Annotated in this window: 23 protein-coding genes; 10 read left to right on the plus strand and 13 right to left on the minus strand. The window is 64.3% G+C overall.

Annotated features, from left to right (window positions below):
- Positions 1 to 50 precede the first annotated feature (50 nt).
- Both mnmA and NG900_RS17885 read right to left on the minus strand, forming a co-directional pair.
- Positions 51 to 1,163 carry a tRNA 2-thiouridine(34) synthase MnmA gene (mnmA, locus tag NG900_RS17880; protein WP_252682703.1) on the minus strand — a complete coding sequence of 371 codons (1,113 nt, stop codon included), beginning with the start codon at positions 1,161 to 1,163 and terminating at the stop codon, positions 51 to 53.
- Positions 1,160 to 1,654: an NUDIX hydrolase gene (locus NG900_RS17885; protein WP_252682704.1), complete on the minus strand. Its 495-nt coding sequence runs from the start codon at positions 1,652 to 1,654 to the stop codon at positions 1,160 to 1,162. Before NG900_RS17885 ends, mnmA begins: the two co-directional genes overlap by 4 nt.
- 269 nt (positions 1,655 to 1,923) lie before the next feature.
- On the opposite strand from NG900_RS17885, the gene NG900_RS17890 reads away from it, so the two are divergent.
- The 9 genes from NG900_RS17890 to NG900_RS17930 all read left to right on the plus strand — a co-directional run bounded on the left by NG900_RS17890 (position 1,924) and on the right by NG900_RS17930 (position 12,155).
- The gene (locus tag NG900_RS17890; protein WP_252682840.1) at positions 1,924 to 3,063 is read left to right on the plus strand and encodes a Re/Si-specific NAD(P)(+) transhydrogenase subunit alpha; all 1,140 of its coding nucleotides are present in this window, start codon (positions 1,924 to 1,926) and stop codon (positions 3,061 to 3,063) included.
- Between the two features lie 87 nt (positions 3,064 to 3,150).
- Positions 3,151 to 3,513, plus strand: coding sequence for an aspartate 1-decarboxylase (panD, locus tag NG900_RS17895; protein ID WP_009241493.1), 363 nt, complete (start codon positions 3,151 to 3,153; stop codon positions 3,511 to 3,513).
- A gap of 80 nt (positions 3,514 to 3,593) precedes the next feature.
- On the plus strand, positions 3,594 to 3,914 hold the full coding sequence (locus tag NG900_RS17900) for an NAD(P) transhydrogenase subunit alpha part 2 (RefSeq protein WP_124383927.1): 321 nt from the start codon (positions 3,594 to 3,596) through the stop codon (positions 3,912 to 3,914).
- Positions 3,911 to 5,371 (plus strand): NAD(P)(+) transhydrogenase (Re/Si-specific) subunit beta, encoded by a 1,461-nt coding sequence (locus NG900_RS17905; protein WP_252682705.1) that lies wholly within the window; start codon positions 3,911 to 3,913, stop codon positions 5,369 to 5,371. Before NG900_RS17900 ends, NG900_RS17905 begins: the two co-directional genes overlap by 4 nt.
- A 153-nt stretch (positions 5,372 to 5,524) precedes the next feature.
- Positions 5,525 to 6,562, plus strand: a complete 1,038-nt coding sequence (locus tag NG900_RS17910; RefSeq protein ID WP_252682706.1) for a response regulator — start codon at positions 5,525 to 5,527, stop codon at positions 6,560 to 6,562.
- Between the two features lie 631 nt (positions 6,563 to 7,193).
- The gene (locus NG900_RS17915) at positions 7,194 to 8,588 is read left to right on the plus strand and encodes a class I SAM-dependent methyltransferase (RefSeq protein ID WP_252682707.1); all 1,395 of its coding nucleotides are present in this window, start codon (positions 7,194 to 7,196) and stop codon (positions 8,586 to 8,588) included.
- Positions 8,589 to 9,932, plus strand: coding sequence for a sensor histidine kinase (locus tag NG900_RS17920; protein ID WP_252682708.1), 1,344 nt, complete (start codon positions 8,589 to 8,591; stop codon positions 9,930 to 9,932).
- 8 nt (positions 9,933 to 9,940) lie between these two features.
- A complete protein-coding gene (gene phcR, locus NG900_RS17925; protein ID WP_252682709.1) occupies positions 9,941 to 11,056 on the plus strand; it encodes a two-component system hybrid sensor histidine kinase/response regulator PhcR in 1,116 nt (371 codons plus the stop codon).
- Between the two features lie 76 nt (positions 11,057 to 11,132).
- A complete protein-coding gene (locus NG900_RS17930; RefSeq protein WP_252682710.1) occupies positions 11,133 to 12,155 on the plus strand; it encodes a response regulator in 1,023 nt (340 codons plus the stop codon).
- Positions 12,156 to 12,194: 39 nt separating this feature from the next.
- On the opposite strand, the gene NG900_RS17935 is transcribed toward NG900_RS17930, so the two are convergent.
- The 8 genes from NG900_RS17935 to NG900_RS17970 all read right to left on the minus strand — a co-directional run bounded on the left by NG900_RS17935 (position 12,195) and on the right by NG900_RS17970 (position 21,502).
- Positions 12,195 to 13,598 (minus strand): THUMP domain-containing class I SAM-dependent RNA methyltransferase, encoded by a 1,404-nt coding sequence (locus NG900_RS17935; RefSeq protein WP_252682711.1) that lies wholly within the window; start codon positions 13,596 to 13,598, stop codon positions 12,195 to 12,197.
- A gap of 15 nt (positions 13,599 to 13,613) precedes the next feature.
- Positions 13,614 to 14,036: a CopD family protein gene (locus tag NG900_RS17940; protein WP_104657273.1), complete on the minus strand. Its 423-nt coding sequence runs from the start codon at positions 14,034 to 14,036 to the stop codon at positions 13,614 to 13,616.
- 59 nt (positions 14,037 to 14,095) lie between these two features.
- Positions 14,096 to 15,376, minus strand: coding sequence for a glutamate-5-semialdehyde dehydrogenase (locus tag NG900_RS17945; RefSeq protein WP_252682712.1), 1,281 nt, complete (start codon positions 15,374 to 15,376; stop codon positions 14,096 to 14,098).
- Between the two features lie 73 nt (positions 15,377 to 15,449).
- A complete protein-coding gene (gene holA / locus NG900_RS17950; RefSeq protein ID WP_252682713.1) occupies positions 15,450 to 16,526 on the minus strand; it encodes a DNA polymerase III subunit delta in 1,077 nt (358 codons plus the stop codon).
- A gap of 14 nt (positions 16,527 to 16,540) precedes the next feature.
- Positions 16,541 to 17,068, minus strand: coding sequence for an LPS-assembly lipoprotein LptE (locus tag NG900_RS17955; RefSeq protein WP_252682714.1), 528 nt, complete (start codon positions 17,066 to 17,068; stop codon positions 16,541 to 16,543).
- A 36-nt stretch (positions 17,069 to 17,104) separates the two neighbouring features.
- Positions 17,105 to 19,738: a leucine--tRNA ligase gene (leuS, locus tag NG900_RS17960; protein WP_252682715.1), complete on the minus strand. Its 2,634-nt coding sequence runs from the start codon at positions 19,736 to 19,738 to the stop codon at positions 17,105 to 17,107.
- Positions 19,739 to 19,928: 190 nt separating this feature from the next.
- The gene (gene dapB, locus NG900_RS17965) at positions 19,929 to 20,720 is read right to left on the minus strand and encodes a 4-hydroxy-tetrahydrodipicolinate reductase (protein WP_252682716.1); all 792 of its coding nucleotides are present in this window, start codon (positions 20,718 to 20,720) and stop codon (positions 19,929 to 19,931) included.
- Positions 20,721 to 20,845: 125 nt separating this feature from the next.
- Positions 20,846 to 21,502, minus strand: a complete 657-nt coding sequence (locus NG900_RS17970) for an outer membrane protein assembly factor BamE (RefSeq protein WP_252682717.1) — start codon at positions 21,500 to 21,502, stop codon at positions 20,846 to 20,848.
- Positions 21,503 to 21,655: 153 nt separating this feature from the next.
- On the opposite strand from NG900_RS17970, the gene fur reads away from it, so the two are divergent.
- Entirely contained in the window at positions 21,656 to 22,087 is a 432-nt protein-coding gene (gene fur / locus NG900_RS17975; protein ID WP_252682718.1) for a ferric iron uptake transcriptional regulator, read from the plus strand.
- 73 nt (positions 22,088 to 22,160) lie between these two features.
- Here fur and NG900_RS17980 read toward each other — a convergent pair whose 3' ends face one another.
- The 3 genes from NG900_RS17980 to tkt all read right to left on the minus strand — a co-directional run bounded on the left by NG900_RS17980 (position 22,161) and on the right by tkt (position 26,622).
- Positions 22,161 to 23,195 (minus strand): LysR family transcriptional regulator, encoded by a 1,035-nt coding sequence (locus NG900_RS17980; RefSeq protein WP_252682719.1) that lies wholly within the window; start codon positions 23,193 to 23,195, stop codon positions 22,161 to 22,163.
- Between the two features lie 326 nt (positions 23,196 to 23,521).
- The gene (gene gap / locus NG900_RS17985; RefSeq protein WP_252682720.1) at positions 23,522 to 24,520 is read right to left on the minus strand and encodes a type I glyceraldehyde-3-phosphate dehydrogenase; all 999 of its coding nucleotides are present in this window, start codon (positions 24,518 to 24,520) and stop codon (positions 23,522 to 23,524) included.
- Positions 24,521 to 24,606: 86 nt separating this feature from the next.
- Positions 24,607 to 26,622 carry a transketolase gene (tkt, locus tag NG900_RS17990; RefSeq protein ID WP_252682721.1) on the minus strand — a complete coding sequence of 672 codons (2,016 nt, stop codon included), beginning with the start codon at positions 26,620 to 26,622 and terminating at the stop codon, positions 24,607 to 24,609.
- Positions 26,623 to 26,680: the final 58 nt, after the last annotated feature.

The raw sequence follows: 26,680 nt of genomic DNA on the forward strand, positions 1-26,680 counted from the left end.
GAGTGCCGCAACCGCCGCAGCCGTCGCAACGCAGTGTTGCGAAAAACCGCTCAGGCGACCGCTTTCTCGGCAACAGCCGGCTCAGCCGCGGAAATAATCCCGCCGCCCAGGCAGATCTCACCGTCATACAGCACGGCCGATTGGCCCGGCGTGACGGCCCACTGCGCATCCGGGAATGTCAGCGTGAGCGCGCCATCGGCCGCGCGTGCGACCGAGCATGGCGCATCGGCTTGGCGATAGCGCGTCTTGGCCGCCAGCTGCGTGCCTTCGGCGGGCGCATGGCCCGACACCCAGCTCAGGTCATCGGCGTGCACCGTATGCGCGAGCAGCCATGGGTGGTCGTGCCCCTGCACCACGTACAACGTGTTGGCGGCCATGTCCTTGCGTGCGACGTACCACGCATCGCCGTTGCCATCGCGGCTGCCGCCGATGCCGATGCCCTTGCGCTGCCCCAGCGTGTAGAACGCCAGGCCGATGTGTTCGCCGATGGTCTTGCCATCAGGCGTCTTGATCGGGCCGGGCTTGGTCGGCAGGTAGCGGTTGAGAAAATCGCGGAACGGCCGCTCGCCGATAAAGCAGATGCCGGTGGAATCCTTCTTCTTGGCGTTGGGCAAGCCAATTTCGGCGGCGATCTCGCGCACTTTCGTCTTCGGGATCTCGCCCAGCGGGAACAGCGTGCGCGAGAGCTGCGCCTGGCTCAGCCGGTGCAGGAAGTAGCTCTGGTCCTTGGTGTGATCGAACGCCTTGAGCAGTTGGAAGCTGCCATCGACCTCACGCACGCGGGCGTAATGGCCGGTGGCGATGGTGTCTGCGCCCAGCGCCATCGCATGGTCGAGGAAGGCCTTGAACTTGATCTCGGCGTTGCAGAGCACATCGGGGTTGGGCGTGCGGCCGGCCGAGTATTCGCGCAAAAAGTCCGCAAACACGCGGTCCTTGTACTCGGCGGCAAAGTTGACCGCCTCCACGTCCACGCCGATCAGGTCGGCCACGGAGACGACGTCGATCCAGTCCTGCCGGGTCGAGCAGTATTCGCTGTCGTCATCGTCTTCCCAGTTCTTCATGAACAGGCCGACGACGTCGTAGCCCTGCTGCTTGAGCATCCATGCCGTGACGGACGAATCCACGCCGCCGGACATGCCGACGACAACGCGCTTCTTGCTCATTGCTCCACCCCCAGCCCGTACACGCTGGCGTGCGTGTGGATCACTTCGAGCGGATAGCGCTTGCCGGCCAGGTAATCCTCCACGCAGGCGAGCAACAGCGGGCTGCGGTGGCGATCGCGGCTGGCGCGGATCTCATCCGGCGTCATCCAAACCGTGCGGACGATGCCATCGTCGAGCGTGCGGCGCGGGTCCTGCGGCCCGAGTTCGCCGGTGAAGGCCATCCGCACATAGGTGACCGGATCCCCCTGCGGCGGCTGGAATTGCGCCATGTAGCAGCCCAGGAATGCGGTGGGCACGAAGCTGTACGCGGTTTCCTCCAGCGCCTCGCGCGCGACGGCGTCGACCAGGCTTTCGTCCGGGTCGAGATGGCCGGCAGGCTGGTTCAGACGCAGGCCGGTATCGGTGTGCTCCTCGACCAGCAGAAAGCGCCCGTCCTGTTCAATGACGGCGGCAACGGTGACACTGGGTTTCCAGCGAACAGCTTGGTTCATGGCAAAAAGGCAACAAAAACAAGGCGTTATTGTAGCTGGCGGCCGCACTTCCCGCTGATTCGGGCGCCGGCGCGGCAGTTTGCGCGACTTGTGCTCGGTTCGGCACACGTTTGCGGAGGATCGACGCGCGATCTACGGCAAATCCGGATGTTCGGCAACGGCATTCTGTGGGAGCGCGCGCAGCAAAAGTTCGGGTAAGCTCCACATCGTTCAACAAAACCGACCCGCGCGCAGCCTCACCCGCGCGCACCATGAACGAGGAGAACACGATGCACATCGGCATCCCGCAGGAGACGCGGGCGGACGAGACGCGCGTTGCCGCGACCCCGGAAACGGTGAAGAAATATGTCGCGCAAGGCCACCAGGTCACGGTGCAATCGGGCGCCGGCGTGGCTGCCGCCCAGCCTGACGAAGCCTACGTGGCTGCGGGCGCCAAGATCGGCACCGCCGCCGAAGCACTTGGCGCGCAGATCGTGCTGAAAGTGCGGTCGCCGGAAGCGGCCGAACTGGCGCAAATACAGTCGGGTGCCGTGTTGGTCGGCATGCTTAACCCGTTCGACGACGAGAACACCGCGCGGCTGGCTGCCGCCAACGTCACCGCCTTCGCGCTGGAAGCCGCGCCGCGCACCACGCGCGCGCAGAGCATGGATGTGCTCTCCTCCCAGGCCAACATCGCCGGCTACAAGGCCGTGATGGTCGCCGCCAACGAGTACCAGCGCTTCATGCCGATGCTGATGACGGCCGCCGGCACGGTGAAGGCCGCGCGCGTGCTGATCCTCGGCGCCGGCGTGGCGGGCCTGCAGGCGATCGCCACGGCCAAGCGCCTGGGCGCCGTGATCGAGGCGTCCGACGTGCGCCCCGCCGTGAAGGAGCAGATCGAATCGCTGGGCGCCAAGTTCCTCGACGTGCCGTTCCTGACCGACGAAGAGCGCGAGATCGCGCAGGGTGTGGGCGGCTATGCCCGCCCGATGCCGCCGGACTGGATGCGCCGACAGGCCGAACTCGTGCACGCACGCGCGACCCAGGCCGACATCGTCATCACCACCGCGCTGATCCCGGGGCGCCGTGCGCCGACGCTGCTCTCGGAAGAGACCGTGCGCGCCATGAAACCGGGCTCGGTGGTGGTCGACCTGGCCGCCGCGCAGGGCGGCAACTGCCCGCTGACCGAGGCCGACCGCGTAGTCGTCAAGCACGGCGTCAAGCTGGTCGGCTACACCAACCTCGCGTCGATGGTGGCGGCCGATGCCTCCGCCCTTTACGCCCGCAACGTGCTCGATTTCCTCAAGCTGATCGTCGACAAGGACGGCGGCCTGGTCATCAACCGCGAAGACGACATCGTGGCCGCCTGCCTCTTGAGTCAGGCCGGCCAGGTGGTGCGCGCTCCCGCTGCCACGAGCGCCGCCAAATAACAACGGAGATAGCGGCCCTGCAGGTCGACGCAACATCACGCCAGGGCCGGTTGTGGCGATTTCATTTTTTGTTTCAAGGAAGGCTTCATGCAACGCAACATGCTTCGCGCCAAGCTGCACCGCGCGACGGTCACCCAGGCCGATCTGGACTACGAAGGCTCGTGCGGCATCGACGAGGACCTGCTCGATGCGGCCGACATGCGCGAGTACGAAAAGATCGAGCTGTACAACGTCAACAACGGCGAACGCTTCTCGACGTACATCATCAAGGGCAAGCGCGGCTCGGGCGAAATCTCGCTCAACGGTGCCGCTGCACGCCGTGCCCACGTGGGCGACTTGCTCATCATCTGCACCTACGCGCCGATGAACGAGGAAGAAGTCGCCAGCTACAAGCCCAAGGTCGTGCTGCTGGGCGAGGGCAACAAGATCAAGGCCATCAAGGAAACCTGACGCGCCAGAGCGGCCCCGCAAGAAAAAAGCAACGCGCGGGGCTGCACTGCACATCGACCAAGAAGCGAGGAGGAGCATTCATGGAGCTGGTCAATCACACGGTGATCAACCTGATCATCTTCGTGCTGGCGATCTACGTCGGCTACCACGTGGTCTGGACGGTCACCCCGGCGCTGCACACGCCGCTGATGGCCGTGACGAACGCCATCTCGGCCATCATCATCGTCGGCGCCATGCTGGCGGCAGGTCTGACGCAAACGGGCCTGGGCCGCACGATGGGCGTGGTGGCGGTGGCACTGGCGGCAGTCAATGTGTTTGGCGGCTTCCTGGTCACCCAGCGCATGCTTGAGATGTTCAAGAAGAAAGAGCCCAAGGCCAAGGCAGGGGAGAACAAGCAATGAGCATGAACCTCGTCACCCTGCTGTATCTGCTGGCGTCGGTCTGCTTCATCCAGGCGCTCAAGGGGCTCTCGCACCCGACCACGGCCCGGCGCGGCAACGCGTTCGGCATGACGGGCATGGCCATCGCCGCCGTCACGACCCTCGCGCTCATCGTCAAGCTCAAGGCCGAAATGTTTGCCGGTACCGAGAGCGGCACCTCCACGGGCTTCATCCTCATCTTCGCGGGCCTGGTGGTCGGCGGCGGCATCGGCGCCTACGTGGCGCGCACCGTCGAGATGACCAAGATGCCCGAGCTGGTGGCGGCCATGCACTCGCTGATCGGTCTGGCCGCAGTGTGCATTGCCGTGGCCGCAGTGGCTGAGCCGTCCGCCTTCGGCATCACCATGGCCGGTGACAACGTGCTGCCGCTGGGCAACCGCGTGGAGCTGTTCATCGGCACATTCGTCGGCGCCATCACGTTCTCGGGTTCGGTGATCGCCTTTGGCAAGCTGTCGGGCAAGTACAAGTTCCGCCTGTTCCAGGGTGCACCGGTGCAGTTTGCCGGCCAGCACATGCTGAACCTGCTGCTGGCGGTGGCCATGCTGGGCTTCGGCATCCTGTTCTTCCTGACGCAGAGCTGGCTGCCGTTCGTCATCATGACGGCCATCGCATTCGTGCTCGGCGTGCTGATCATCATCCCGATCGGCGGCGCAGACATGCCGGTGGTCGTGTCGATGCTGAACTCGTATTCGGGTTGGGCGGCGGCGGGCATCGGCTTCTCGTTGAACAACCCGATGCTGATCATCGCGGGCTCGCTGGTGGGTTCGTCCGGTGCCATCCTCTCGTACATCATGTGCCGCGCGATGAACCGCTCGTTCTTCAACGTGATCCTGGGCGGCTTCGGCTCGGAGGCTTCCGCGGGCGCAGCCGCCGGCGGTGGCGGGCAGCAACGCCCGGTCAAATCGGGCTCGCCGGATGACGCCGCGTTCCTCATGGGCAACGCCGAGACGGTCATCATCGTCCCCGGATACGGCCTGGCCGTTGCGCGCGCGCAGCACGCCCTGAAGGAACTGACCGAGAAGCTCTCGGAAAAAGGCGTGACCGTCAAATACGCCATCCACCCCGTTGCGGGGCGCATGCCGGGCCACATGAACGTGCTGCTGGCCGAAGCCGAGGTGCCGTACGACCAGGTCTTCGAGATGGAAGACGTCAACGGTGAATTCGGCCAGGCCGACGTGGTGCTCGTGCTGGGCGCCAACGACGTGGTCAACCCGGCGGCCAAGAACGATCCGAAGTCGCCCATTGCCGGCATGCCGATCCTGGAGGCCTACAAGGCCAAGACCATCATCGTGAACAAGCGCTCGATGAACGCTGGCTACGCAGGGCTGGACAACGAGCTCTTCTACATGGACAAGACGATGATGGTGTTCGGCGACGCCAAAAAGGTCGTCGAAGACATGGTGAAGGCGGTCGAGTAAGGGTGCGCGCAGGCGTGGCCGTCAGTGCGGCGTCACATCGCGCCTCTTGCGCTTGCTCCTGGCTGCGGCAGGCAGTAACGTAGTGCAAACGGGCAGCGCAGGCCACACCGGCCGTGCGCTGCTCCCTGCCCTTTCCCGACTCTTCCCCGACGTATGCAACAGGACAGCGCCCTGCCGGTCTATTTCCACCCCACCCTGACGGTGGTGGTCGACGACAGCCAATCGTTTGTGGAAAGCCTCGGGTTCCAGATGGACCCGTCGCGGGCGCTGCTGGCCTTCAACGATCCGGAAGCCGCACTGGCGTGGCTGCGGCAGTGGCATTCGCTGCGCATGCCGGGCTTCCTGCCCGTGCGTGTCACGCACGATGACCTGACCTTCTCGACCGAGCGTCGCACCATTCAACTCGACGTCGACCGCGTCTACCGACAGACCCACGAGGTCAACCGCTTCCTGCAGCCGTCCGTGATCGTGGTGGACTATTCCATGCCGCGCATGAACGGGCTGGAGTTCTGCGCCAAGCTCAAAGACCTGCCGTGCATGACGATCCTGCTGACCGGCATGGCCGACGAGAACATCGCCGTGCAGGGCTTCAACGACGGCCTGATCGATCGCTACATCAAGAAAGACAACCCCGCGATGGCCGAGCGCCTGAATGCGGAGATCGAAGCGCTGCAGATGCGCTACTTCAGCAACCTGTCGAGCACGCTGCGCGATCTGCTGTCGCGCCACTCGTTCAGCTTCCTGTCGGACCCGGCCATCACGCGGCTCGTGCGCGAGCTTTCCGCGCGCTACCGCTTCATCGAGTACTACCTCTATCCGCACCCGGCGGGTGTACTGCTGCTCACCGCGGATGGCCGCGCCACGCTCATGGTCATCGAGACCAATGCAAGCATGCTCACGCACCTGGAGAACGCCGAGGCGTACAACGCGCCCGATGCGCTGCTCAAGGGCCTGCACGACAAGCAGATCGTGCCGTTCTTCTGGCCCGGCGACGGCATGTACACCCCGGCCTGTGTCGAATGGGAACAGTATTGCCTGCCCGCAGAGGTCTGCCAGGGGCGCGAGCCGTACTACTACGCATTGTTCGACATGCCCAGCCACCTGCTGCCGGCACAGGTCTACAGCTACACCCAATTCCTCGCCAACTACAAGCAGGATCCGGACACGCTCACCGGCCGCAAATCGCGCTGACATACGCCTGCGGGCTGTGATGCGATGCGGGTTTTCACATTGTGTGGGCCACATTGGACAAGTACAATCGATCGCGTCATCCGGCAGCCATGACGTCAGAACGTGGCCCGGCTGAAACGCCCTGATGCATGCGTGGCATTGCTGCGGCATCATGGCGATCGAGGGCGCCGGCAGGCAACACACGAACGGCGTCCCGGATGGTTACTGTGCGGGATTCTCTTGAGAGACGATTTGGGATGCAGCAGCAGGCCGCGCGCAGACTCAGCGCGCGTTGCGGATGTCAGAGGGGTGCATCGTTCCAGTCTGTTCGCGGGTGCACGACTCCCATTGCCACGCTGTTGATCTGCGGGTTGCTCGCGCGCGAAAACGGCTTCGCCGTTGCGCAACGGCAGTCTCGATTCCTCAATCTTCTCAAAGCGGGTTTGGGCGAGAGACGCCCGGGTCGAAGCGCGTTGCGCTCGATCATCGGACGGCTTCAAGCACGCTTTCACGACTGATGCGACGGCATGCCCCCCAGCCTCGGCGGGCGGTGCTTTGTCCGGGACGACGGCGTCGTTTCGGATGCGCGTTTGTTGGAGTGAGCGTCCCGCTTGGCAGACGTTTTCCCTGAAGTCACCGGCAAATTCGCACCGTGTACTCACCCAACCAAATCGATCCGGCGGTCAGCTTCCGCAACTCCCAGGGTCAGCAGGTCCGCGGCACCATCATCACACTGCAGCGGCGTGCACTGGTGATGGAGATCTACAACCCCTATTCGATCGTGCAGGTGAGCGAGGTGTTGTCCGAGCTCGCCATCAAGATCGGCACGCGCCAGGTCTATCTCGGCAAGGCCGTGGTGATCAGTCTGGTCAACACCGGCCTGACCGCCGTCGTATCGCTCACCCTGATCGACGAATGGCGCGAGCTGTCGGAGGTGGCCGACACGCCGGCCTCGGTGGGCGAGGAAGCGCGAACGTTCGTGCGGGAATGGCAGGAGCGCTTCCGCATCCGGCGCGAATACCAGCTCGTCATCAACGAGATGCGTGCCTTCCTCGCGGAAGTGGCGCGTTGGGTCGAGCAGGTCGACTTGTCGAAGTCCTTGCCGCGCGAAGACAGCAAGCTGCGCCCCGATGTCTTCATGGAGCTGGCCGAGCCGGTGATGCTGCGGGTCAAGCACTACCTGGACATCCTGGAAGCCGAGGCCGTCGAGGTCGATGCCAGCCTGGCACCATCGCACCGGGCCTTCGCGCAAACTGCGCTGCATCCACTGCTGCTGCGCTCGCCGTTCGTGCACCGCACCTTCACCAAGCCGCTGGGCTACGCCGGCGACTATGAAATGGTCAACCAGATCCTGGGCGACCCGCAGGATGGCCCGAGCACGTACTTCCAGATCATCAACGTCACGTTCCTGAAGGCGCAGGTTGCACAGGCACACCGGAACCGCATCGACATCCTGGTCGATTTTCTCAAGCAGCTTGCGATTCAGGCCAAGGCCGAGGGGCGCCCGTACCGCGTCATGAACCTGGGCTGCGGGCCTGCGGTGGAGATCCAGCGCTTCCTGCGTGAATTCGAAGAGCCTCACCTGCTCGAGTTCGAGCTGATCGACTTCAGCCAGGAGACGCTGGACTACGCAAAGGCACGGCTGACCGAAGCAGCCCGACAGGGAGGCACCACGCTGCAGGCTGAGTTCGTCCACCAATCGGTGCACGAACTCATCAAGCGCCCCGCACGTCGAGCCGAAGAAGTACGCGACTGCGACGCCGTCTACTGCGCGGGCCTGTTTGACTATATTTCGGACAAGGTCTGCAACCGGCTGCTGACCTACTTCACCACACGCACCCGCCCAGGCGGGCGCATGCTTGCCACGAATGTGCATTCGAGCAACCCGGAGCGACTGTTCACGATGGAGCACCTGCTCGAGTGGTACCTGATCTACCGCAACGAAGAGCAGCTGTCGGCCACGTTCCCGGAGGAAGCCTGCCGCGATATCAAGACCTATGTTGACGCAACAGGCGTCAATGTCTTCAGCGAGGCAACGGTAATCTAGATGGCCGACACCGTAAGAGACCCTCTGAAACGCGCATTCAACCGCACGGAGCGGGAAGGCTTCCGGCTGTCCTTCAGCCGGACCACCGCGCTGGTCGGTATCGTTCTGGTGCTGATGGGCTGCGGCTTGGACTACAACACCTATCCGGGTGAGCTCCAGCCATTCTTCTTTGCCCGCGTCTTCGCGTCGGTGCTGATCTTTGTCGTCTATCTGATCCTGCCAACCCCGTGGGGGCGGCAACGGCTGTCGTACCTGACACTGCTTTGGCTGTGTTTCCCGCAAGTCATGATCGCGTGGATGATCTCGGTCACGCAGGGCGCGGAATCGATCTATGCGACGGGCTTGCATCTGGCCGTCTTTGCAGCAGGCAGTGTGTTGCCATTCAACACCAGGCAGACCATCGGGTTCGGGGTGATCACCTACGCGCTGTATTTTCTGGCGTGCCTCGCGCACGACCCGGGCAGCATCACCGGGAGCACGTTCTTCGTGAACTCCCAGTTCCTCATCTTCACCTCGACGCTGGGCGTCTTTTGCACCTACTTCAATGAGAACAGCCGCTTTGAGCTCTTCAAGCTGAAGGAGGAAGTGGCCGACAAGAACATCCAGCTCGAGACGATCAACGCCAACCTCGTCGACATCAAGGGCCAGCTCCTGCAGCAGGAAAAAATGGCCGCCATCGGCACGCTGTCAGCGGGTCTGCTCCATGAGATCAACAACCCGGTCAACTTCTGCCTCATGGCGATAGCCGTGGCGCAGGAAGACCCGGTCGCCAAGGACAGCCCGATGCTGCTCGAATGCCTGGTCGACGCCAAGGAAGGCATGCAGCGCGTGCAGCACATCGTGTCGGACCTGAAGACCTTCGCCTACCGCAGCCCCGAGAAGGGTGAAGCCGACGCGCCGTTCCTGGCGGAAAAGGCCATCGACTCGGCCATCCGCCTGACCAGCCACGAGCTGCGCGGCGTAAGCGTCGAGCGCAAGCTACCGCCCGATACGCTGGTGCGCGGCGACGAGGCCGCCATCATCGGGGTGCTGATCAACCTGCTGTCGAACGCGGCGCTGGCCATGCAGAAGGTGCAGCGCGAAAACCCGCGTATCGAAATCGCCGCGGAGTGGATCGATAACCGCCTGCATGTGGTCGTGACCGACAACGGCCCGGGCATTTCCGAAAAGAACCTCACGCGCGTGTTCGAACCGTTCTTCACCACGCGCGATGTCGGCAAGGGCCTGGGGCTTGGCCTGTCGATCAGCTACAGCGTGATCCAGCGCCACGGCGGCACGCTCGCCGTGACGAGCCAGGAAGGCGAATGGGCACGCTTCACGTTTGACCTGCCGCGCGCAGAGTAAGCCGCAACATGGACACCACGCCGGACACCGTCACCATCCTCTACGTCGACGACGAGACGCAGGCCTGCAAATGGTTTGCGCGCACGATCGGCGCGGGCTACGAGGTGCTGACGGCCAACAGCGTCGACGAAGCCAAGGCCGTCCTGCAGGCCGACGCGCAGGCGCACAACCGCATCAGCGTGGTGCTGACCGACTTCCGCATGCCGGGCGGCGACGGCACGGAGCTGCTGCGCTTCATCGATACCGAGTACGGCGATATCGCCACCATCCTCGTCACCGCCTATGCCGACAAGGATCTGCTGATCCAGGCCGTCAATACGGGGCGCGTGTTCAAGATCCTGGAGAAGCCCTACCAGCCCGAAGACGTGCGGCGCTCACTGCAGGAAGCGCTGTCGCTGCGCCAGGACCGGCTCCTGCGCACACAGCGCCTGATGGCCATCGACGAAACGCTGGCGTTTCTTGCGCACGAACTGAACACGCCGCTGGCGGCCATCTCCAACTTCGCGCGGGGCATCCGCATGCGCGTGGATCAAACCGAACTGGCGCCCGACGCGCTGCCCGAGGTTGGCCGCGCTGCCGACCGCGTGCAGGACAACGCACGGTACTGCCTGTCGGTGATCGCCACGTTCCTGAACTCGGTGCGCAACACCTATGGCAAGCCGGGTACGGCGGCCACGCCCAACAGCGCGGGCGGCCTGATCCGTTCACTGTTTGACACGTATCCGTTCACGAACGCACAGCGCGAATGGGTGTCGTATCGGGTGGAAGAGGATTTCCCGATCCGCACGCTGCCCAACTGCGTGATGCTGGTGCTCTCGTCGCTCACGAGCAACGCGTTGCACGCGTTGCGGCACACCCGCACCCCGCGGCTCGAGATCGTCGCCGGCCAAGCGCCGGCAACTCGTGATGCCCGGCACATGATCCGCATCCAAGACAACGGCCCGGGCATCGAGCCCGACGTTCTCGCGCGGCTGACCATCGACCCCGTGACGACGCGCGCCGAAGACGGCGGCAACGGCATGGGCATGATTTTTTGTACGCGGATCATGCAATCGTTCGGGGGAGCGATTGCCATTGAATCCGCCCCCAGCGCAGGCACGCGCGTGACTCTGACGTTCCCATGACACCATCAACAATACGCACACGAACCACGCCGAACATGATCCGCGCATTGACCGTATTTGCTATGAGGAGTGATGGATGACCAATCCCGGGGGCCACACGCCCACTAACCCGCCCAAGATTCTGTACGTGGACGACGAGACATTGGCGCTGACGTACTTCGGCCGTGCCATCGGTTCACTGGCGCCGGTCGTCACCGCCACCTCGGTCGACGAAGGCAAGCGCATGCTCGACCAGCACGCCGACACGCTGGGCGTGCTCGTATCTGACCAGCGCATGCCCGGCGAGCTCGGCAACGAGTTGCTGCGCTACGCGCGCGAGCGCTATCCGCACCTGGTCCGCATCCTGACCACCGCGTACTCGGAAATCGAAGACACGGTGGAGGCCGTCAACCAGGGCCAGATCCACCGCTACATCAAGAAGCCGTGGGACATCACGGCGCTGCGCGTGGAGCTCAAGCAGGCACTGGAGTTTTCCGACCTGCGCCGCGAGCGCGACGCCCTGCTGCGCGAGAAGATGACGGTGCGCCAGAGCCAGACGCTCACGCACCGCATCGGCGCGCTGCAGACGTTGTACCTGGCGGTGTCGGGGTTGTCGTCATTCAGCGCGGTCAACGATTATCTGCGCGCGGCAGCAGCCGTGGGTCTGCAACCGCTGGCACAGCCCGACTGGGCGATGAAGGACTACACCGAGCTCGTCGGCGAAGAAAGCGTGCGCGCCGGTGAATTCAGTCATGCGGTCCACCAGGCGTATCAGGACCTGTCTGCGCGCTTTGGCAGCAAGCCCGCCGGGCAAGCCCTCGAAGTCCTGGCCGAGGTGCTGCACGGCAAGGTCTCGCCGGCAGGCGGCGACGCAGCGGCGGTGGTGGATCTCACCACGCTGACGGAATTCCTGGAAGCCGCGTCAACCCACAAGGTGTCGGAAGCGCATGCCAAGTGGTTGGCGTTCCTGCTGTGGCTCGATGGCAAGGGCTGGTCGATCACGGCCGAGCGCGATGGTGCCACCGTCAAGCTGCGGCTGGTCGACAACCAGACACAGCTCACGCCCGATCAGCTCGCCGCGTGGATGGAGCACTTCCAGGATCACCAGCAGGCGGCTTGAGCCATCCCTCCTGCTGGTTTTGCACGCAACGCCGGAGCTTTACGCTTCGGCGTTGTCGCTTGAGGCGTCGCCCTTGGCGGCGCGTTCGGGGCGGTCCCGCATGCCGCCCTTCACCATGTCGAAACGGAACAGGCGACACTCGATGTTGCCGTTGTAGAGCGGCGTGCGCTGCGACTCCTTCAGCCGCATGCGGCGCGGCATCGAGAGATCGCCCGTGAAGACGAACGCCTTCCACCCCGCGAACTCGCGCTTGAGCGTACCGGCAAACGCCTGGGCGAACTCGTTGGCAGCGGCCTCTTCCTGTGGATCGACGGGCGGCGGCGGCTCGGGCTGGCGTTGCTCGCGCACGGAGTGGCGACCATCATCGCGCGGGGCACCCATCGCGCGGCTGGCGCGCTCGAACACGGTGCCGTCCTCCTCGCCTTCCGGCCGACGACGGCGTGAGCCCTGCGCACCCCGCACGGCGATGCGCTCGCCGTACGGCGGGTTCATCAGCAGCACACCGGCAGCTTCGAACGGCGGCTTGCCGAAACGCGCATCGACCTGCTTGAGCATCGGCTCGCCGGGCAGGCCAGCGCGCTGCCAGTTGGCGGTGGCATAGGCGAGCATGTCGGTGGAGATGTCGGCCCCGGCTACCAGTGGCGGCGATCGGCGCATGGCTGCGGCGGCGGCATCGGCGGCGGCTTGGCGCAGGCGCTTGAAGCACTTGGCATCGTGGCCCTGCAGCCACTCGCACGCGAAGGCGCGCTGGCCGCCCGGCGCAATGCCCAGGGCGCGTTGCGCAGCTTCGATGAGGAACGTGCCACTACCGCACATCGGGTCGTAGAACGGCACGCCTTGCGCGCCCGTCCAGCCGGTCAGGCGCAGGATGCCCGCCGCCAGGTTTTCCTTCAGCGGCGCTTCGCCCTTTTCCTGGCGCCAGCCGCGCTTGAAGAGCGGCTCGCCGGTGGTGTCGAGGTAGATCGTGCAGTCGGTCTCGGTCAGATACGCGTAGATGCGCACGTCGGGCGAGACGGTATCGACGCTGGGGCGCGCGCCGGTGCGCTGGCGGAAGCGGTCGCAGACGCCGTCCTTCACGCGCAGGCCGACAAACTTCAGGCTCTGCAGTGGCGATTTGTGCGCGGTCACGTCCACGCGGATCATTTCGTCGGGCGTGAAGTAGTCTTCCCAGCGCTGTGCGGCGGCCAGCGCGTAGATATCGTCTTCCGACCGATACCCGCGCGAGGCCAGTCGCATCAGCACCCGACTGGCGATGCGGCTATGCAGGTTGACGGCATACGCCGCGCCCTGCGTGCCGAAGAAGTGCACGCCGCCCGGCACGGTGCGGCCCACCTCGAACGCGGCCAGCTCATCCACCTCGGGGCGGATCGAGATTTCGGCCAGTTCGTCGGCCAGCGCCTGTTCCAGCCCACGGGGGCACGGCGCGAAGTAAGCAGTTGCCATTGGAAAACCAGAAAATCAGAACGGCTTGACCACGACAAGAATCGTGATCGCCAGCAGCAGCAGCACCGGCAGTTCATTGAACCAGCGGTAGAAAGTGTGCGAGCGCTTGTTGGCACCCGCCTCGAATTTGCGCAGCAGCACGCCGCAGCCGTGGTGGTAGCCGATCGTCACCAGCACCAGCGCCAGCTTGGCGTGCATCCAGCCATTGGGCGGCGTCAGGCCAATGCGATAGCCGAAGAGCAGCCACAAGCCCAGCAGAATGGCGACGATCGCCAGCATGGTCGTGAAGCGGAACAGCTTGCGCGCCATGATCAGCAGGCGCGTAATGGCCGCGCGCTCGGTTTCCATCGCGAGGTTGACGAAGATGCGCGGCAGGTAGAACAAGCCGGCAAACCACGATGCGACGAAGACGATATGAAAGGCTTTGACCCAGAGCATGTGTTGTTCTCGTTAGAAGCAATGCGCGCCGCTCGTGGCGGCGCGCATGTGGCGTCAGATCAGGTACGAATCTCGCCGTGTCCGAACACGACGTACTTGAGCGAGGTCAGCCCCTCCAATCCCACCGGCCCGCGCGCGTGCAGCTTGTCATTGGAGATACCGATCTCCGCGCCCAGGCCGTATTCGAAACCATCGGCAAAGCGCGTGGACGCATTGATCATCACGCTGGCCGAATCGACCTCGCGCAGGAAGCGCATACCGGTCGAATAGTTCTCGGTGATGATCGAATCGGTGTGCGCCGAGCCGTAGATGTTGATGTGCTCGATGGCGGCGTCCAGGCCGTCCACCGTACGAATCGCCAGGATCGGCGCAAGGTATTCGGTATGCCAGTCGGCTTCGACGGCGTCTTTCAGATTGCCGAAGCCGGCGGCTTCCAGCGTGGCGCGCGTGGCCGGGCAGACGCGCAGTTCGACGCCCTTGTCTTGATAGATCTTCACCAGCGGCGGCAGCGCGCGTGCTGCGATGTCGCGTTGCACGAGCAGCGTTTCCATCGTGTTGCATGGCGCGTAGCGCTGCGTCTTGGCGTTGTCGCATACGCGCACGGCCTTCTCGATGTCGGCATCAACGTCGATGTAAACGTGGCAGATACCGTCCAGGTGCTTGATCATCGGCACGCGCGCCTCTTCCATCAGGCGCGCGATCAGGCTCTTGCCGCCGCGCGGCACGATCACGTCGACGTACTCCGTCATGGTGATCAGCTTGCCGACGGCGGCGCGGTCCGTGGTGGCCACCACCTGCACCGCGTTGGCGGGCAAGCCGGCATCGGCCAACCCTTCTTCGATGAGCGCCGCCAGTGCGCCATTCGATTCGATCGCTTCAGAGCCACCGCGCAGGATGGTCGCGTTGCCCGACTTGATGCACAGCGCCGCAGCGTCGACCGTCACGTTCGGACGCGACTCGTAGATGATGCCGATCACGCCCAGCGGCACACGCATCTGGCCGACCTGGATGCCGGTCGGGCGGAACTTCATGTTGCTGATCTCGCCAATCAAATCCGGCAGCGCGGCGATCTGCTCCAATCCGGCGGCCATGGTGTCGATGGCGCGGTCGGTGAGCGTGAGGCGGTCGATGAAGGCAGCGTCCTGGCCGTTGGCGCGGGCGCGCTCGACGTCGCGGGCGTTGATCTCTTTCAACCTGGCGGCGTCACGGCGGACTGCGGCGGCGATATGCAAGAGCGCGCGGTTCTTCTGCGCGGCGCCGGCGCGCGCCATGCCGCGCGAGGCGACACGCGCCTGACGGCCAACCAGGGCCATGTATTCGTTCACGTCGAGCTGCTTCATGATGATCGCGGCCGGCGATGTGCCGGCGAATTCAGTGTGAGGACAATGGGAGCCTTGCGGCCGTTCGCGCCGACTACGCCGGAATCGGAAGGCTGCCCGGCCGCGCGATGCGCATTGCCAGTTGCAGCAAGCCATCCCACGGCTCGGCCGGCAGCGATGGTTCGCGCAAGCCCTTGACTTGCCGATCCAGCTTGGCAGCCATGGCAAGCGCGCCTTCGAGCTCGCGCTGGGACAGCCGTTGCGCCGCCTGCGGCACCAACCGTTCGCGCGGGCCCCAGACCCGCAACTCACGGAGCATCGAGGCCACCGGCTTGCCTTGAGCCGCGCTCGAGGCGATTTTTGATAATACGCGAATTTCTTCGGTCAACGTCCAGAGTACCAGCACCGTGGCCTCTCCCTCGCCACGCAGCCCTTCGAGCATGCGCACCAGGCGCGGCACATCGCCGGCCAGCATGGCTTCGGACAGCTTGAACACGTCGTAGCGCGCCACGTTGAGCACCGCATCGTGCACATCGTCGAACGTCAGCACGCCCGGCGGGTGCAGCAGGCCGAGCTTCTGAATCTCTTGATGTGCCGCCAGCAAGTTGCCTTCCACACGGTCGGCGATGAACTGCAGGGCACGTCGGCCAGGCTCACCGGGTTCCACGCGCTGCTGCTGACGGGCGAGACGCTCGCCAATCCAACCGGGCAGTTTGGTGCGGTCGACCGAATCGACCTTGATCGAGACACCCGCGCCTTCCAGCGCCGCAAACCATGCCGACTTGGCGGTCGCAAAATCCAGGCGCGGCAGCGTGATCAGCGTGATGGTGTCGGTCGCAGGGCCCGAGGACGTGCCCGAGGCCAGCGCACGCAGGGCCTCGCCGCCGTCCTTGCCGGGCTTGCCGGAGGGAATACGCAGTTCGACGATCTTGCGATCCCCGAACAGCGACATCGATTGCTGGGCCTCCGTCACCTTCGACCACGAAAAGCCGCGCTCAACGCTCATCACCTCGCGTTCGGAGAAACCCTGCGCACGCGCGGCCTGGCGCAGCGCATCGACGGCTTCGAGCACGAGCAGGTGTTCGTCGCCGTGTACCACGTACAGCGGCGCCAGGCCCTTGGCAGCGGCCTGCTTGAGATGCCCTTCGAGCGCGTCGAGCCGCAGTTGCATGGCGTGCTTGCCGCTTACGACGGCAGCTTCACGGCAGCAAGGCGCCGCACGAGCTGGTTGATCGTGTCGCCCTGCATGTCGCGGTAGAGTGCCGCTTCTTCGTAATCCTTGGCGAGCACCTGCGTTTCGTTGTACGAGAGATCACGGAACTGCGTGATCTCCGACGGCGGGATCAGCAGGTTGTCGTGCGCATCGCGCAACTGGAAGCGGAAGCGATACGTGATGCGGTACTCGCGCACCACGCCCTGCGGCGTGAGCGACGAGATGGTCTTCACGCGGTCTTCGGCCAGCACATCGAGCAGCGCATCGGCGTCTTTCTTGTCCGACACGATGACGGTGTCGGAGCCATTGTCGATCAGCCGGCGCAACTGCGCGCGCATCTGCGAATTCTGCGGCAGGTTGATGTACAGTTTCTTGAAGGCGAAGTCGGTATTCCCGCGCATATGGAAGCCGCAGGCGGACAGCGCCGGCAGCGCAACCACCAGGGCAAAGACAGCGCGGCCGAAAGTGCGGCGGGACGAGCGACGACGGGACAACGACATAACCATGCGTTCCTTGAGTGGGATGGCGAGCAACGCTCAGGCCACCACGTTCACCAGACGGCCCGGCACCACGATGATCTTCTTGGGCGGTTTGCCTTCAGCAAATTTCTGGACCGCTTCGTCCTTGGCGGCGATGGCCTCGATGGCGGCGCGGTCGGCATCGGCCGGCACGACGATGCTGCCGCGCACCTTGCCGTTGACCTGCAGCACGAGTTCGATCTCGCTCTGCACCAGCGCGCCTTCGTCGACCTGCGGCCACGGGGCGTCGAGCAGATCGCCAAACGCACCGGCGTAGCCCAGTTCCGCCCACAGCACGTGGGTGATGTGCGGCACCACCGGGTACAGCACGCGCAGCAGGATGCCGAGGCCTTCACGGCGCGCATCGGCGCCGGCGTCCTTGGCGCCTTCCAGCGCGTTGAGCATCTTCATCGTCGCAGAGACGACGGTGTTGTACTGCAGGCGCTCGTAGTCGTAGTTGGCTTGCTTGAGCACCGTGTACAGCTCGCGGCGCAGTGCGCGGTCCGCATCCGTTGCGCCAGCGACGACGCCGTTGCCGTGGCCGGCACGAATCGCATTGCCATGCGCCACGCCAAAGTTCCACAGGCGGCGCAGGAAACGCGACGCGCCTTCCACACCGGCGTCGTTCCACTCGAGCTGCTGCTCGGGTGGTGCGGCGAACATGGTGAACAGGCGCGCGGTGTCGGCACCGTACTGGTCGATCAGCGCTTGCGGGTCGATGCCGTTGTTCTTCGACTTCGACATCTTCTCCACACCGCCGATCACCACCGGCTGGCCGTCGGCCTTGAGCGTGGCACCGACCGGACGGCCGCGTTCGTCGGTCTGCACATCCACGTCGGCCGGGTTGATCCACTGCTTCTTGCCCGAGGCGTCTTCGCGGTAGTACGTCTCGTTGAGCACCATGCCCTGCGTGAGCAGGTTGGTGAACGGCTCGTCGAACTTGACCAGGCCCAGGTCACGCATGACCTTGGTCCAGAAGCGCGCGTACAGCAGGTGCAGGATCGCGTGCTCGATGCCACCGATGTACTGGTCCATCGGCATCCAGTAATCGTTGCGGGCGTCGACCATGGTGGCGCCGTCCGGGCACGTGTAGCGCATGTAGTACCAGCACGAATCGATGAAGGTATCCATCGTGTCCGTCTCGCGGCGCGCGGGCTTGCCGCACGACGGGCACGTGCATTCCAGGAAGCGCGGGTCCTTGGCGAGCGGGTTGCCCGTGCCGTCCGGCACGAGGTCTTCGGGCAGGCGCACCGGCAGGTCCTGCTCGGGCACCGGCACGACGCCGCAGCTTTCGCAATGGATCAGCGGGATCGGCGTGCCCCAGTAGCGCTGGCGGCTGATACCCCAGTCGCGCAGGCGCCAGGTGGTCTTCTTTTCGCCGAGGCCCTTGGCGGCCAGGTCAGCGGCCACGGCATCGACGGCTTGTTGATAGTTCAGGCCGTCGTACTTGCCGCTGTGGAACAGCACGCCGTGTTCCTTGTCACCGTACCACTCGGCCCAGGTGGTCGTGTCGTACGGCTGGCCCTTCACGTCGATCACTTGCTTGATCGGCAAGCCGTACTTGTTGGCGAAGGCGAAGTCGCGTTCATCGTGCGCGGGCACGCCCATCACGGCGCCGTCGCCGTAGGTCATCAGCACGTAGTTGCCCACCCACACCGGCACGGATTCGCCCGTGAGCGGGTGCGTGACCGTCAGGCCCGTCGGCATGCCCTTCTTTTCCATGGTCGCCATGTCGGCTTCCATGACGCTGCCGTGCTTGCATTCGTCGATGAACGCGGCGAGCGCGGGGTTAGTCTGCGCAGCGTGCGTAGCGATCGGGTGCTCGGCGGCCACGGCGCAGAAGGTGACGCCCATGATGGTGTCGGCGCGCGTGGTGAAGACGTACAGCTTGCCGTCGTTGATCAGCTTGCCGCCATCGCCAAGGATGCTGTGCGGGAAGGCGAAGCGCACACCTTCGCTCTTGCCGATCCAGTTCTGCTGCATCAGCTTGACGCGCTCGGGCCAGCCCAGCGGGTCGAGGTCGGAGAGCAGCTCCTGCGCATATTTGGTGATGCCCAGGTAGTACATCGGGATCTCGCGCTTTTCCACCACCGCGCCCGAGCGCCAGCCGCGCCCGTCGATCACCTGCTCGTTGGCGAGCACGGTCTGGTCCACCGGGTCCCAGTTGACGGTGCCGGTCTTGCGGTAGGCGATGCCCTTCTCGAGCATCTTCAGGAACAGCCACTGGTTCCAGCGGTAGTAGTCCGGGTCGCAGGTGGCAACCTCGCGCGACCAGTCGATCGCCAAGCCCATCGACTGCATCTGCTTCTTCATGTAAGCGATGTTGTCGTAGGTCCAGGCGGCCGGTGCCACGCCGTTGTTGAGCGCCGCGTTTTCCGCCGGCATGCCGAAGGCGTCCCAGCCCATCGGCATCAGCACGTTGTACCCCTTCATGCGCAACTGACGCGTCATCACGTCATTGATCGTGTAGTTGCGCACGTGGCCCATGTGCAGCTTGCCCGACGGATACGGCAGCATCGAGCAGGCGTAGAACTTGGGCTTGTCCGAGCCGTCAGCAGCGCGCGCGTGTTCGGTCACACGATAGGCATCCAGGGCCTGCCAGTGTTGCTGGGCCTGCTGTTCGACGTCGGACGGGGAGTATTTGTCTTGCATGGTGACGGTACGCCAGGATGCCCCCGGCGATTGCAGTTGCGGCACAGTGCGCGCGCAACCGGAGTGAATAACGGAAAAGGCCCGATTATACCGTCGCCACCCACCCCATCCGGGCGATGGCGACGCTGCAAAAAGACGCCGGACAGGCCTGCCGGCGCCCGCTTTGTTGACTGACCTCTGCCCGCCTGACTTACAGGCCGAGCACGTCGTTCATGTCGTACAAACCCTTCTTGCCGGCCACGAACACCGCGGCGCGTACGGCACCTTCGGCGTACGACTGGCGCGTATTGGAGCGATGCGTGATTTCGATGCGCTCCCCCTCGCCGGCAAATAGCACCGTGTGATCGCCCACGATATCGCCGCCGCGCACGGTGGCAAAGCCGATGGTGCCGAGCTCGCGCGGGCCGGTTTCACCCTCACGGGCATAGACGGCGCGGTCCGCCAGCTTGGTGCCCTGCGCCTCGGCCACGACCTCGCCCAGCTTGAGTGCGGTGCCCGACGGCGCATCGACCTTGTGCTTGTGGTGCGCCTCGATGATCTCGACGTCGTAGCCCTGTGCCAGGATTTTCGCGGCCAGCTCGATCAGCTTGAAGGTGGCGTTCACGCCCACGCTCATGTTCGGCGCCCAGACCACGCCGATCGATTCGCCGTAGGTCTTGAAGCTGGCCTTCTGCTCGGCGGTGAAGCCGGTCGTGCCGATCACCACGCCAGTGCCCACCTCACGCGCAATGTTCAGGTGATTGATCGTCGCATCCGGGCGGGTGAAGTCGATTAGCACATCCGCCTGGGAGAGCCCCGCGCGCACGTCGTCGGTAACAATCACACCGGTGGCCTTGCCCAGCTTGACGCCAGCATCCTGGCCTACGGCATCGCTGCCCGGGCGGTCCAGCGCAGCGCCCAGCGTGACGCCCGGCGTGCGCAGTACAGTGTCGATCAGCATCTGGCCCATGCGGCCCGAAGCGCCTGCAATCGCGATTTTCATGTCGGTGGAAGCGAAAAAGCTGCAAAAAGAGAAATCAGTCTGTAGAACGCACAAGCGGCGGAACCCGTCCGCCGCTCGCTCGAAGATGGTATGCCGGTGCGCTGGCTACGCGCGCTGCAGGGCCTTCACTGCGATTGGGTGGCCGGCGGCGGAACGCTGGTATCGGTACTGCCACCGCCGGTGCGGCGTTCGGGCAAGGTCAGGTCCACGTTGTTCTTGGAACCGGTGGTCGACTGCACACGGTCACTCACTTCGGCCGACGGAATCGACGGTGCGCGCGCCGCGGGGGCTGCACCGGCCGCGGCGGCGGCCTCGGCGGCATCCTTCTTCGGGCGTTTGATGCCGTCGATTTCGGCAATCAACTCCTGCTCGGACGGCAGCTCTTCTGCACCGGCCCATTTGGCCAGGCGATCGCCGTCAAACCAGACCGTCAGCTTGCGCTCCTGCACCACGTTCGTATTGCCGCGCTTGAACGAGAAGATGTAGTCCCAGCGGTTGGCGTGGAACATGTCGGTCAGCAGCGGCGTGCCGAGCACGAAGCGCACCTGATCGCGCGTCATGCCCTCTTTGAGCTGCGCAGCCTGTTCGCGCGACACGAAGTTGCCCTGCACGATATCGATGCGATACGGCGTGATGGCATTGGCGATCTTGCGCGTGGTGCTGTCATATGTGCCGCATCCGGCCAGCAACGCCGACGCAGCGAGCACGGCACCCACCAACAGGCCGCCACGACGGGCGACATGGGCAAAACGGACAGGACTGCGCGCAAAAGAAAAGGTCATGAGCGATCGGCCTTCAAACGGTTCCGGGTAGGCCCGGTACGGGAGGATTTGGCGACGGCCCAGGCACATCGGGCAAGCCCGTCGATAGGACTTTTGCCGCCAAAACCCTTATGATTGGAATATCCGAACATTGTACTCTAGGGAGCCTGGCGCATGCCGAGTCCTGCAGACCTCAAGAACATCGGTCTGAAAGCCACGGTGCCGCGGTTGAAGATCCTCGAGATCTTTCAGACCAGCGATGAGCGCCACATGAGCGCTGAAGACGTGTACCGCATCCTGCTCGCCGAACACATGGACATTGGCCTGGCCACGGTCTACCGCGTGTTGACGCAATTCGAGCAAGCGGGCCTGCTGTCGCGCAACAACTTTGAATCCGGCAAGGCGATCTACGAACTGAACGAAGGCAAGCACCACGATCACCTGGTGTGCCTCGATTGCGGTCGCGTGGAAGAATTTTTTGACGCCGAGATCGAGCAACGTCAGCAAAGCATCGCCCGCGCGCGCGGCTTTGCGCTGCAGGAGCACGCGTTGTCACTCTACGGTAACTGCACGAAGGAAGCCTGCCCGCATCGCCCGAAACGCTGAAGCACCAACGCAAAAGCAAACGGCCGCATCGTCTGCGGCCGTTTTTCATTGCGCTGGGAACGGGTGGCAGGCATTACGCGGACAGCCGCGCCTCACCCTCCTTTTCTGCGTCACCCTTGTCGGGCTTGCCCGACTCATTGGCATGCAGCGACGGATGCGCCGGTGCGCCCGACGCCTGACCCGTGTATTCCGCCACGACCTGCTTGAAGAGTTGTCGCGCCCACACCAGCATGGGGTGCGTGTTACGGCTGCGATGCCACAGCATGTTCAAGCCCAGCACGGTCTCAAGCTCCGCCGGCAGCGGGAACGCGTTGAGGTCGTACATCTTGCACACCAGATCCTTCATCAGCGAGTTGACCGTGAAGATCATGTCGGTCTGCGCGGCAACCTCGCCCTGTGTGCGCCAGCTGTGCACGGTCATGGTCGAGTTGCGTTTGAGGCCGCGCTGCTGCAGGGCGTAGTCCAGCGGAATGAGCGATGGCGCCACACGGCTGCCGGGGCTGCCCTGCGCGATGAAGATGTGCTCGCAATCGAGGTACTGCTCGAGCGTGCAGCGATCGGCGAGAATCGGATGCCCCTTGCGCGCGCAGACCCACATGTTGAAGGAGGTCACGACCTCTTCCATGATTTCGGAGTGGCGGGTGGGGAACGGTGAGAACGCCAGATCCAGCTCGTTGGCCCGCATGGCAGCCACATCGGCTTCCCACGACGAGGATTCAGTCAAGCGCACCTGCAGCGCCGGCGCCAGCCGCTTGATGCGCAACAGGAAGCGATCGAACAGCGCGTCGCCCAGCGTACCTGCAAAGCTGATGTTGAACGTGCCCGTGGCTTCGGCCGGCTCGAACGTGGCGATGTCGCCTTCGTTGATGGCGGCCCAGAGGTCAAGCATCTCACGCACCTTGGGGCCCAGTTCGAGCGCCTTGGGTGTGGGCGTCAGGCCGTGCGGCACGCGGATGAAGAGAGGGTCATCGAAGATCTCGCGCAAGCGGCCCAGCGAGTGAGACACGGCCGGCGCAGTCATGTGCATCTTTTCAGCCACGTAGGTGGCGTTGCGCTTACTGAGGAGCTCAACAAATATCACCAGCAGCTTGGTGTCGACGTTGACCATGGGACGCCTTGGCTCAAACACGTTGGGAGACTGGAAGATTACCATTGCCGAGGCAATGGATCGGATACGACCGAAACACGCGTCACATCACAATGTAGTAATTGTTCAGTGTACGGACTGGAACCCGTTTTTCAAAGGAAATTCCTGGGGCCCAAACGCAAATTTTAGCCATAAGCAAACGTTTTCTTCACGGCGTATAACAATCGCCGTTTGCCGGCTCCAAAGCCCGGCCCTGCTCCTACAGGGGCGCGTGCGCCTTGCACGCAACTCGGCCCCATGAAAAAACGCGCCCGTAGGCGCGTTCTTCCGACTGCAACAGCGAGGGCTTACTTGGCCACCACGCGAGCCATTTCCAGGCACTTGTTCGAGTAGCCCCACTCGTTGTCGTACCAGCTCACGACCTTGATAAACGTGCCGTCCAGCGCGATGCCGGCTTCAGCGTCGAAGATCGAGGTGCGTGCATCGCCGCGGAAGTCCGTGGCCACGACCTTGTCTTCGGTGTAGCCCAGCACGCCCTTCAGTGCGCCCTGGCTCTGTGCCTTCATTTCGGCGCAGATTTCTTCGTACGAGGCCGACTTTTCCAACTCAACAGTCAGGTCGACCACCGACACGTCGGAGGTCGGCACACGGAACGACATACCCGTCAGCTTCTTGTTGAGCTGCGGGATCACCACGCCCACGGCCTTGGCAGCGCCCGTGGAGGACGGGATGATGTTTTCCAGGATGCCGCGGCCGCCGCGCCAGTCCTTGTTCGACGGGCCGTCCACGGTCTTCTGCGTGGCGGTGGCAGCGTGCACGGTGGTCATCAGGCCGCGCTTGATGCCCCACTTGTCGTTCAGCACCTTGGCAACCGGTGCCAGGCAGTTGGTCGTGCAAGAGGCGTTCGAGATGATCGCTTCGCCCTTGTACGACTCGTGGTTCACGCCGAACACGAACATCGGGGTGTCGTCCTTCGACGGCGCCGACATGATCACCTTCTTGGCGCCCGCGTCGATGTGCTTCTGTGCGCCTTCCTTGGTCAGGAAGATGCCGGTCGATTCGATCACCACGTCAGCGCCGACTTCGCCCCACTTCAGCTCGGCCGGGTCCTTCACGGCAGTCAGGCGGATCTTCTTGCCGTTGACGACGAGCGTGTTGCCGTCGACCGCCACTTCACCGTCGAAGCGGCCATGCACCGAGTCGTACTTGAGCATGTACGCCAGGTAGTCGGGCTCGAGCAGGTCGTTGATGGCAACGACTTCGACGTCCTTGAAGTTGGCGATGGCGGCGCGGAACACCATGCGTCCGATGCGGCCGAAGCCGTTGATGCCGATCTTGATGGTCATGGTCAGTCTCCTGATAGCAGAAAAGAAATCGACGATGCGATACAAACCAACGCGGCACCTCGTGGGTGCCGCGTACGCAAATTCAGTTAGGCAATGACGCTCTTGGCGGTGTTCACCACGTTCTCGACGGTGAAGCCGAAGTGCTTGAACAGCACGCCCGCCGGGGCCGACTCACCGAACGTGTCGATGCCGACCACGGCCTGCACCTGGTACTTCCACCAGAAGTCCGTCACGCCGGCTTCCACGGCAATGCGCGGCACGCCGTGCGGCAGCACGCTGGCCTTGTAGGCCGAGTCCTGCTTGTCGAATACGGTGGTCGCCGGTACCGACACCACGCGGGCGTGGATGCCCTCGGCGGCGAGTTGATCTGCCGCGCCGACTGCCAGGCCGACTTCCGAACCGGTGGCGATGATGACCACGTCCGGCTTGCCGTTGGCCGCATCACGCAGCACGTAGCCGCCGCGTGCGATGGCTTCGCGCGTGGCCGGGTTGCGCGCCTGGAACGGCAGGTTCTGGCGGCTGAAGATCAGGCTGCTCGGACCGTGCTGACGCTCGATGGCGGCGGCCCAGGCGACGGCGGTTTCGGTGGTATCGGCCGGGCGCCAGACATCCATGTTCGGGATCAGGCGCAGGCTGGCAACGTGCTCGATCGACTGGTGCGTCGGGCCGTCTTCGCCCAGGCCGATGGAGTCATGCGTGAAGACGAAGATCGAGCGGATCTTCATCAGCGCGGCCATGCGCAGGGCGTTGCGGCTGTAGTCGGAGAACGTCAGGAACGTGCCGCCGTACGGAATGTAGCCACCGTGCAGCGCGATGCCGTTCATGATGGCGCTCATGCCGAACTCGCGCACACCATAGTTGATGTGGTTGCCCCAGGCATCCACGCGCACGGCCTTGCTGCCGCTCCAGTTCGTCAGGTTCGAGCCGGTCAGGTCGGCCGAGCCGCCAAGCAACTCGGGCAGCACCGGGCCGTAAGCTTCCAGCGTATTCTGGCTGGCCTTGCGGGTGGCGATGGTCTCGGCCTTGAGTTCGCACTTCTCGATGAACTCGTCGACAGCTTTTTCGAAGCTCGCCGGCAGTTCGCCACGCATGCGGCGCTCGAATTGTTCGGCTTCGGCCGGGTGGCGCTCGGAGTACGCATCGAACAGTGCGTTCCAGGCCTTTTCCACTGCCTGGCCCTGGCCCTTGGCATCCCACGCGTCGTACACGGCTTGCGGCACTTCGAACGGAGCGTGCGGCCAAGCCAGCGCTTCGCGCGCGGCAGCGATTTCCACGCCGCCCAGCGGTGCGCCGTGCACGTCGTGACCGCCTTCCTTGTTGGGCGCGCCCTTGCCGATCACGGTGCGGCAGCAGATCAGCGTCGGCTTGTTCGACTTCTTGGCTTCGGCAATGGCAGCGTCAACAGCGTCAACATTGTGGCCGTCCACGGCGCGGATCACGTTCCAACCGTAGGCTTCGAAACGCTTCGGGGTGTCGTCGTTGAACCAGTGGACAACCTCGCCGTCGATCGAGATGCCGTTGTCATCCCACAGCGCGATCAGCTTGTTCAGGCCCAGTGTGCCGGCCAGCGAGCAGGCTTCGTGGCTGATGCCTTCCATCAGGCAGCCGTCGCCCAGGAAGACGTAGGTGTGGTGGTTGACGATGTCGAAGCCCGGGCGGTTGAACTCCTGACCCAGCAGGCGTTCGGCCAGCGCCATGCCGACGGCGTTGGTGATGCCCTGGCCCAGCGGGCCGGTCGTCGTCTCAACGCCAGGGGTAATGCCGTATTCCGGGTGGCCGGCGGTCTTGCTGTGCAGCTGGCGGAAGTTCTTCAGCTCCGACATCGGCAGGTCGTAGCCGGTCAGGTGCAGCAGCGCGTAAATCAGCATCGAACCGTGGCCGTTGGACAGCACGAAGCGGTCACGGTCGGGCCAGCGCGGGTTCAGCGGGTTGTGCCGCAGATGGCGGCTCCACAGTGCCACGGCGATGTCTGCCATGCCCATCGGCGCGCCGGGGTGACCGGAGTTGGCCTGCTGGACGGCGTCCATGGCAAGCACGCGGATGGCGTTGGCCATCAGCTGGGTAGGCTGGGTGGTATTCGAGTGGAGTGCGGGGGCGGTCATGCGAACCTGCGGCAGGAAAATGGCGGAAGGCGGGAAAACCGCGATTTTACCAGACGGG

This window comes from Ralstonia soli, from assembly GCF_023955655.1.
Lineage (GTDB): Bacteria > Pseudomonadota > Gammaproteobacteria > Burkholderiales > Burkholderiaceae > Ralstonia > Ralstonia soli.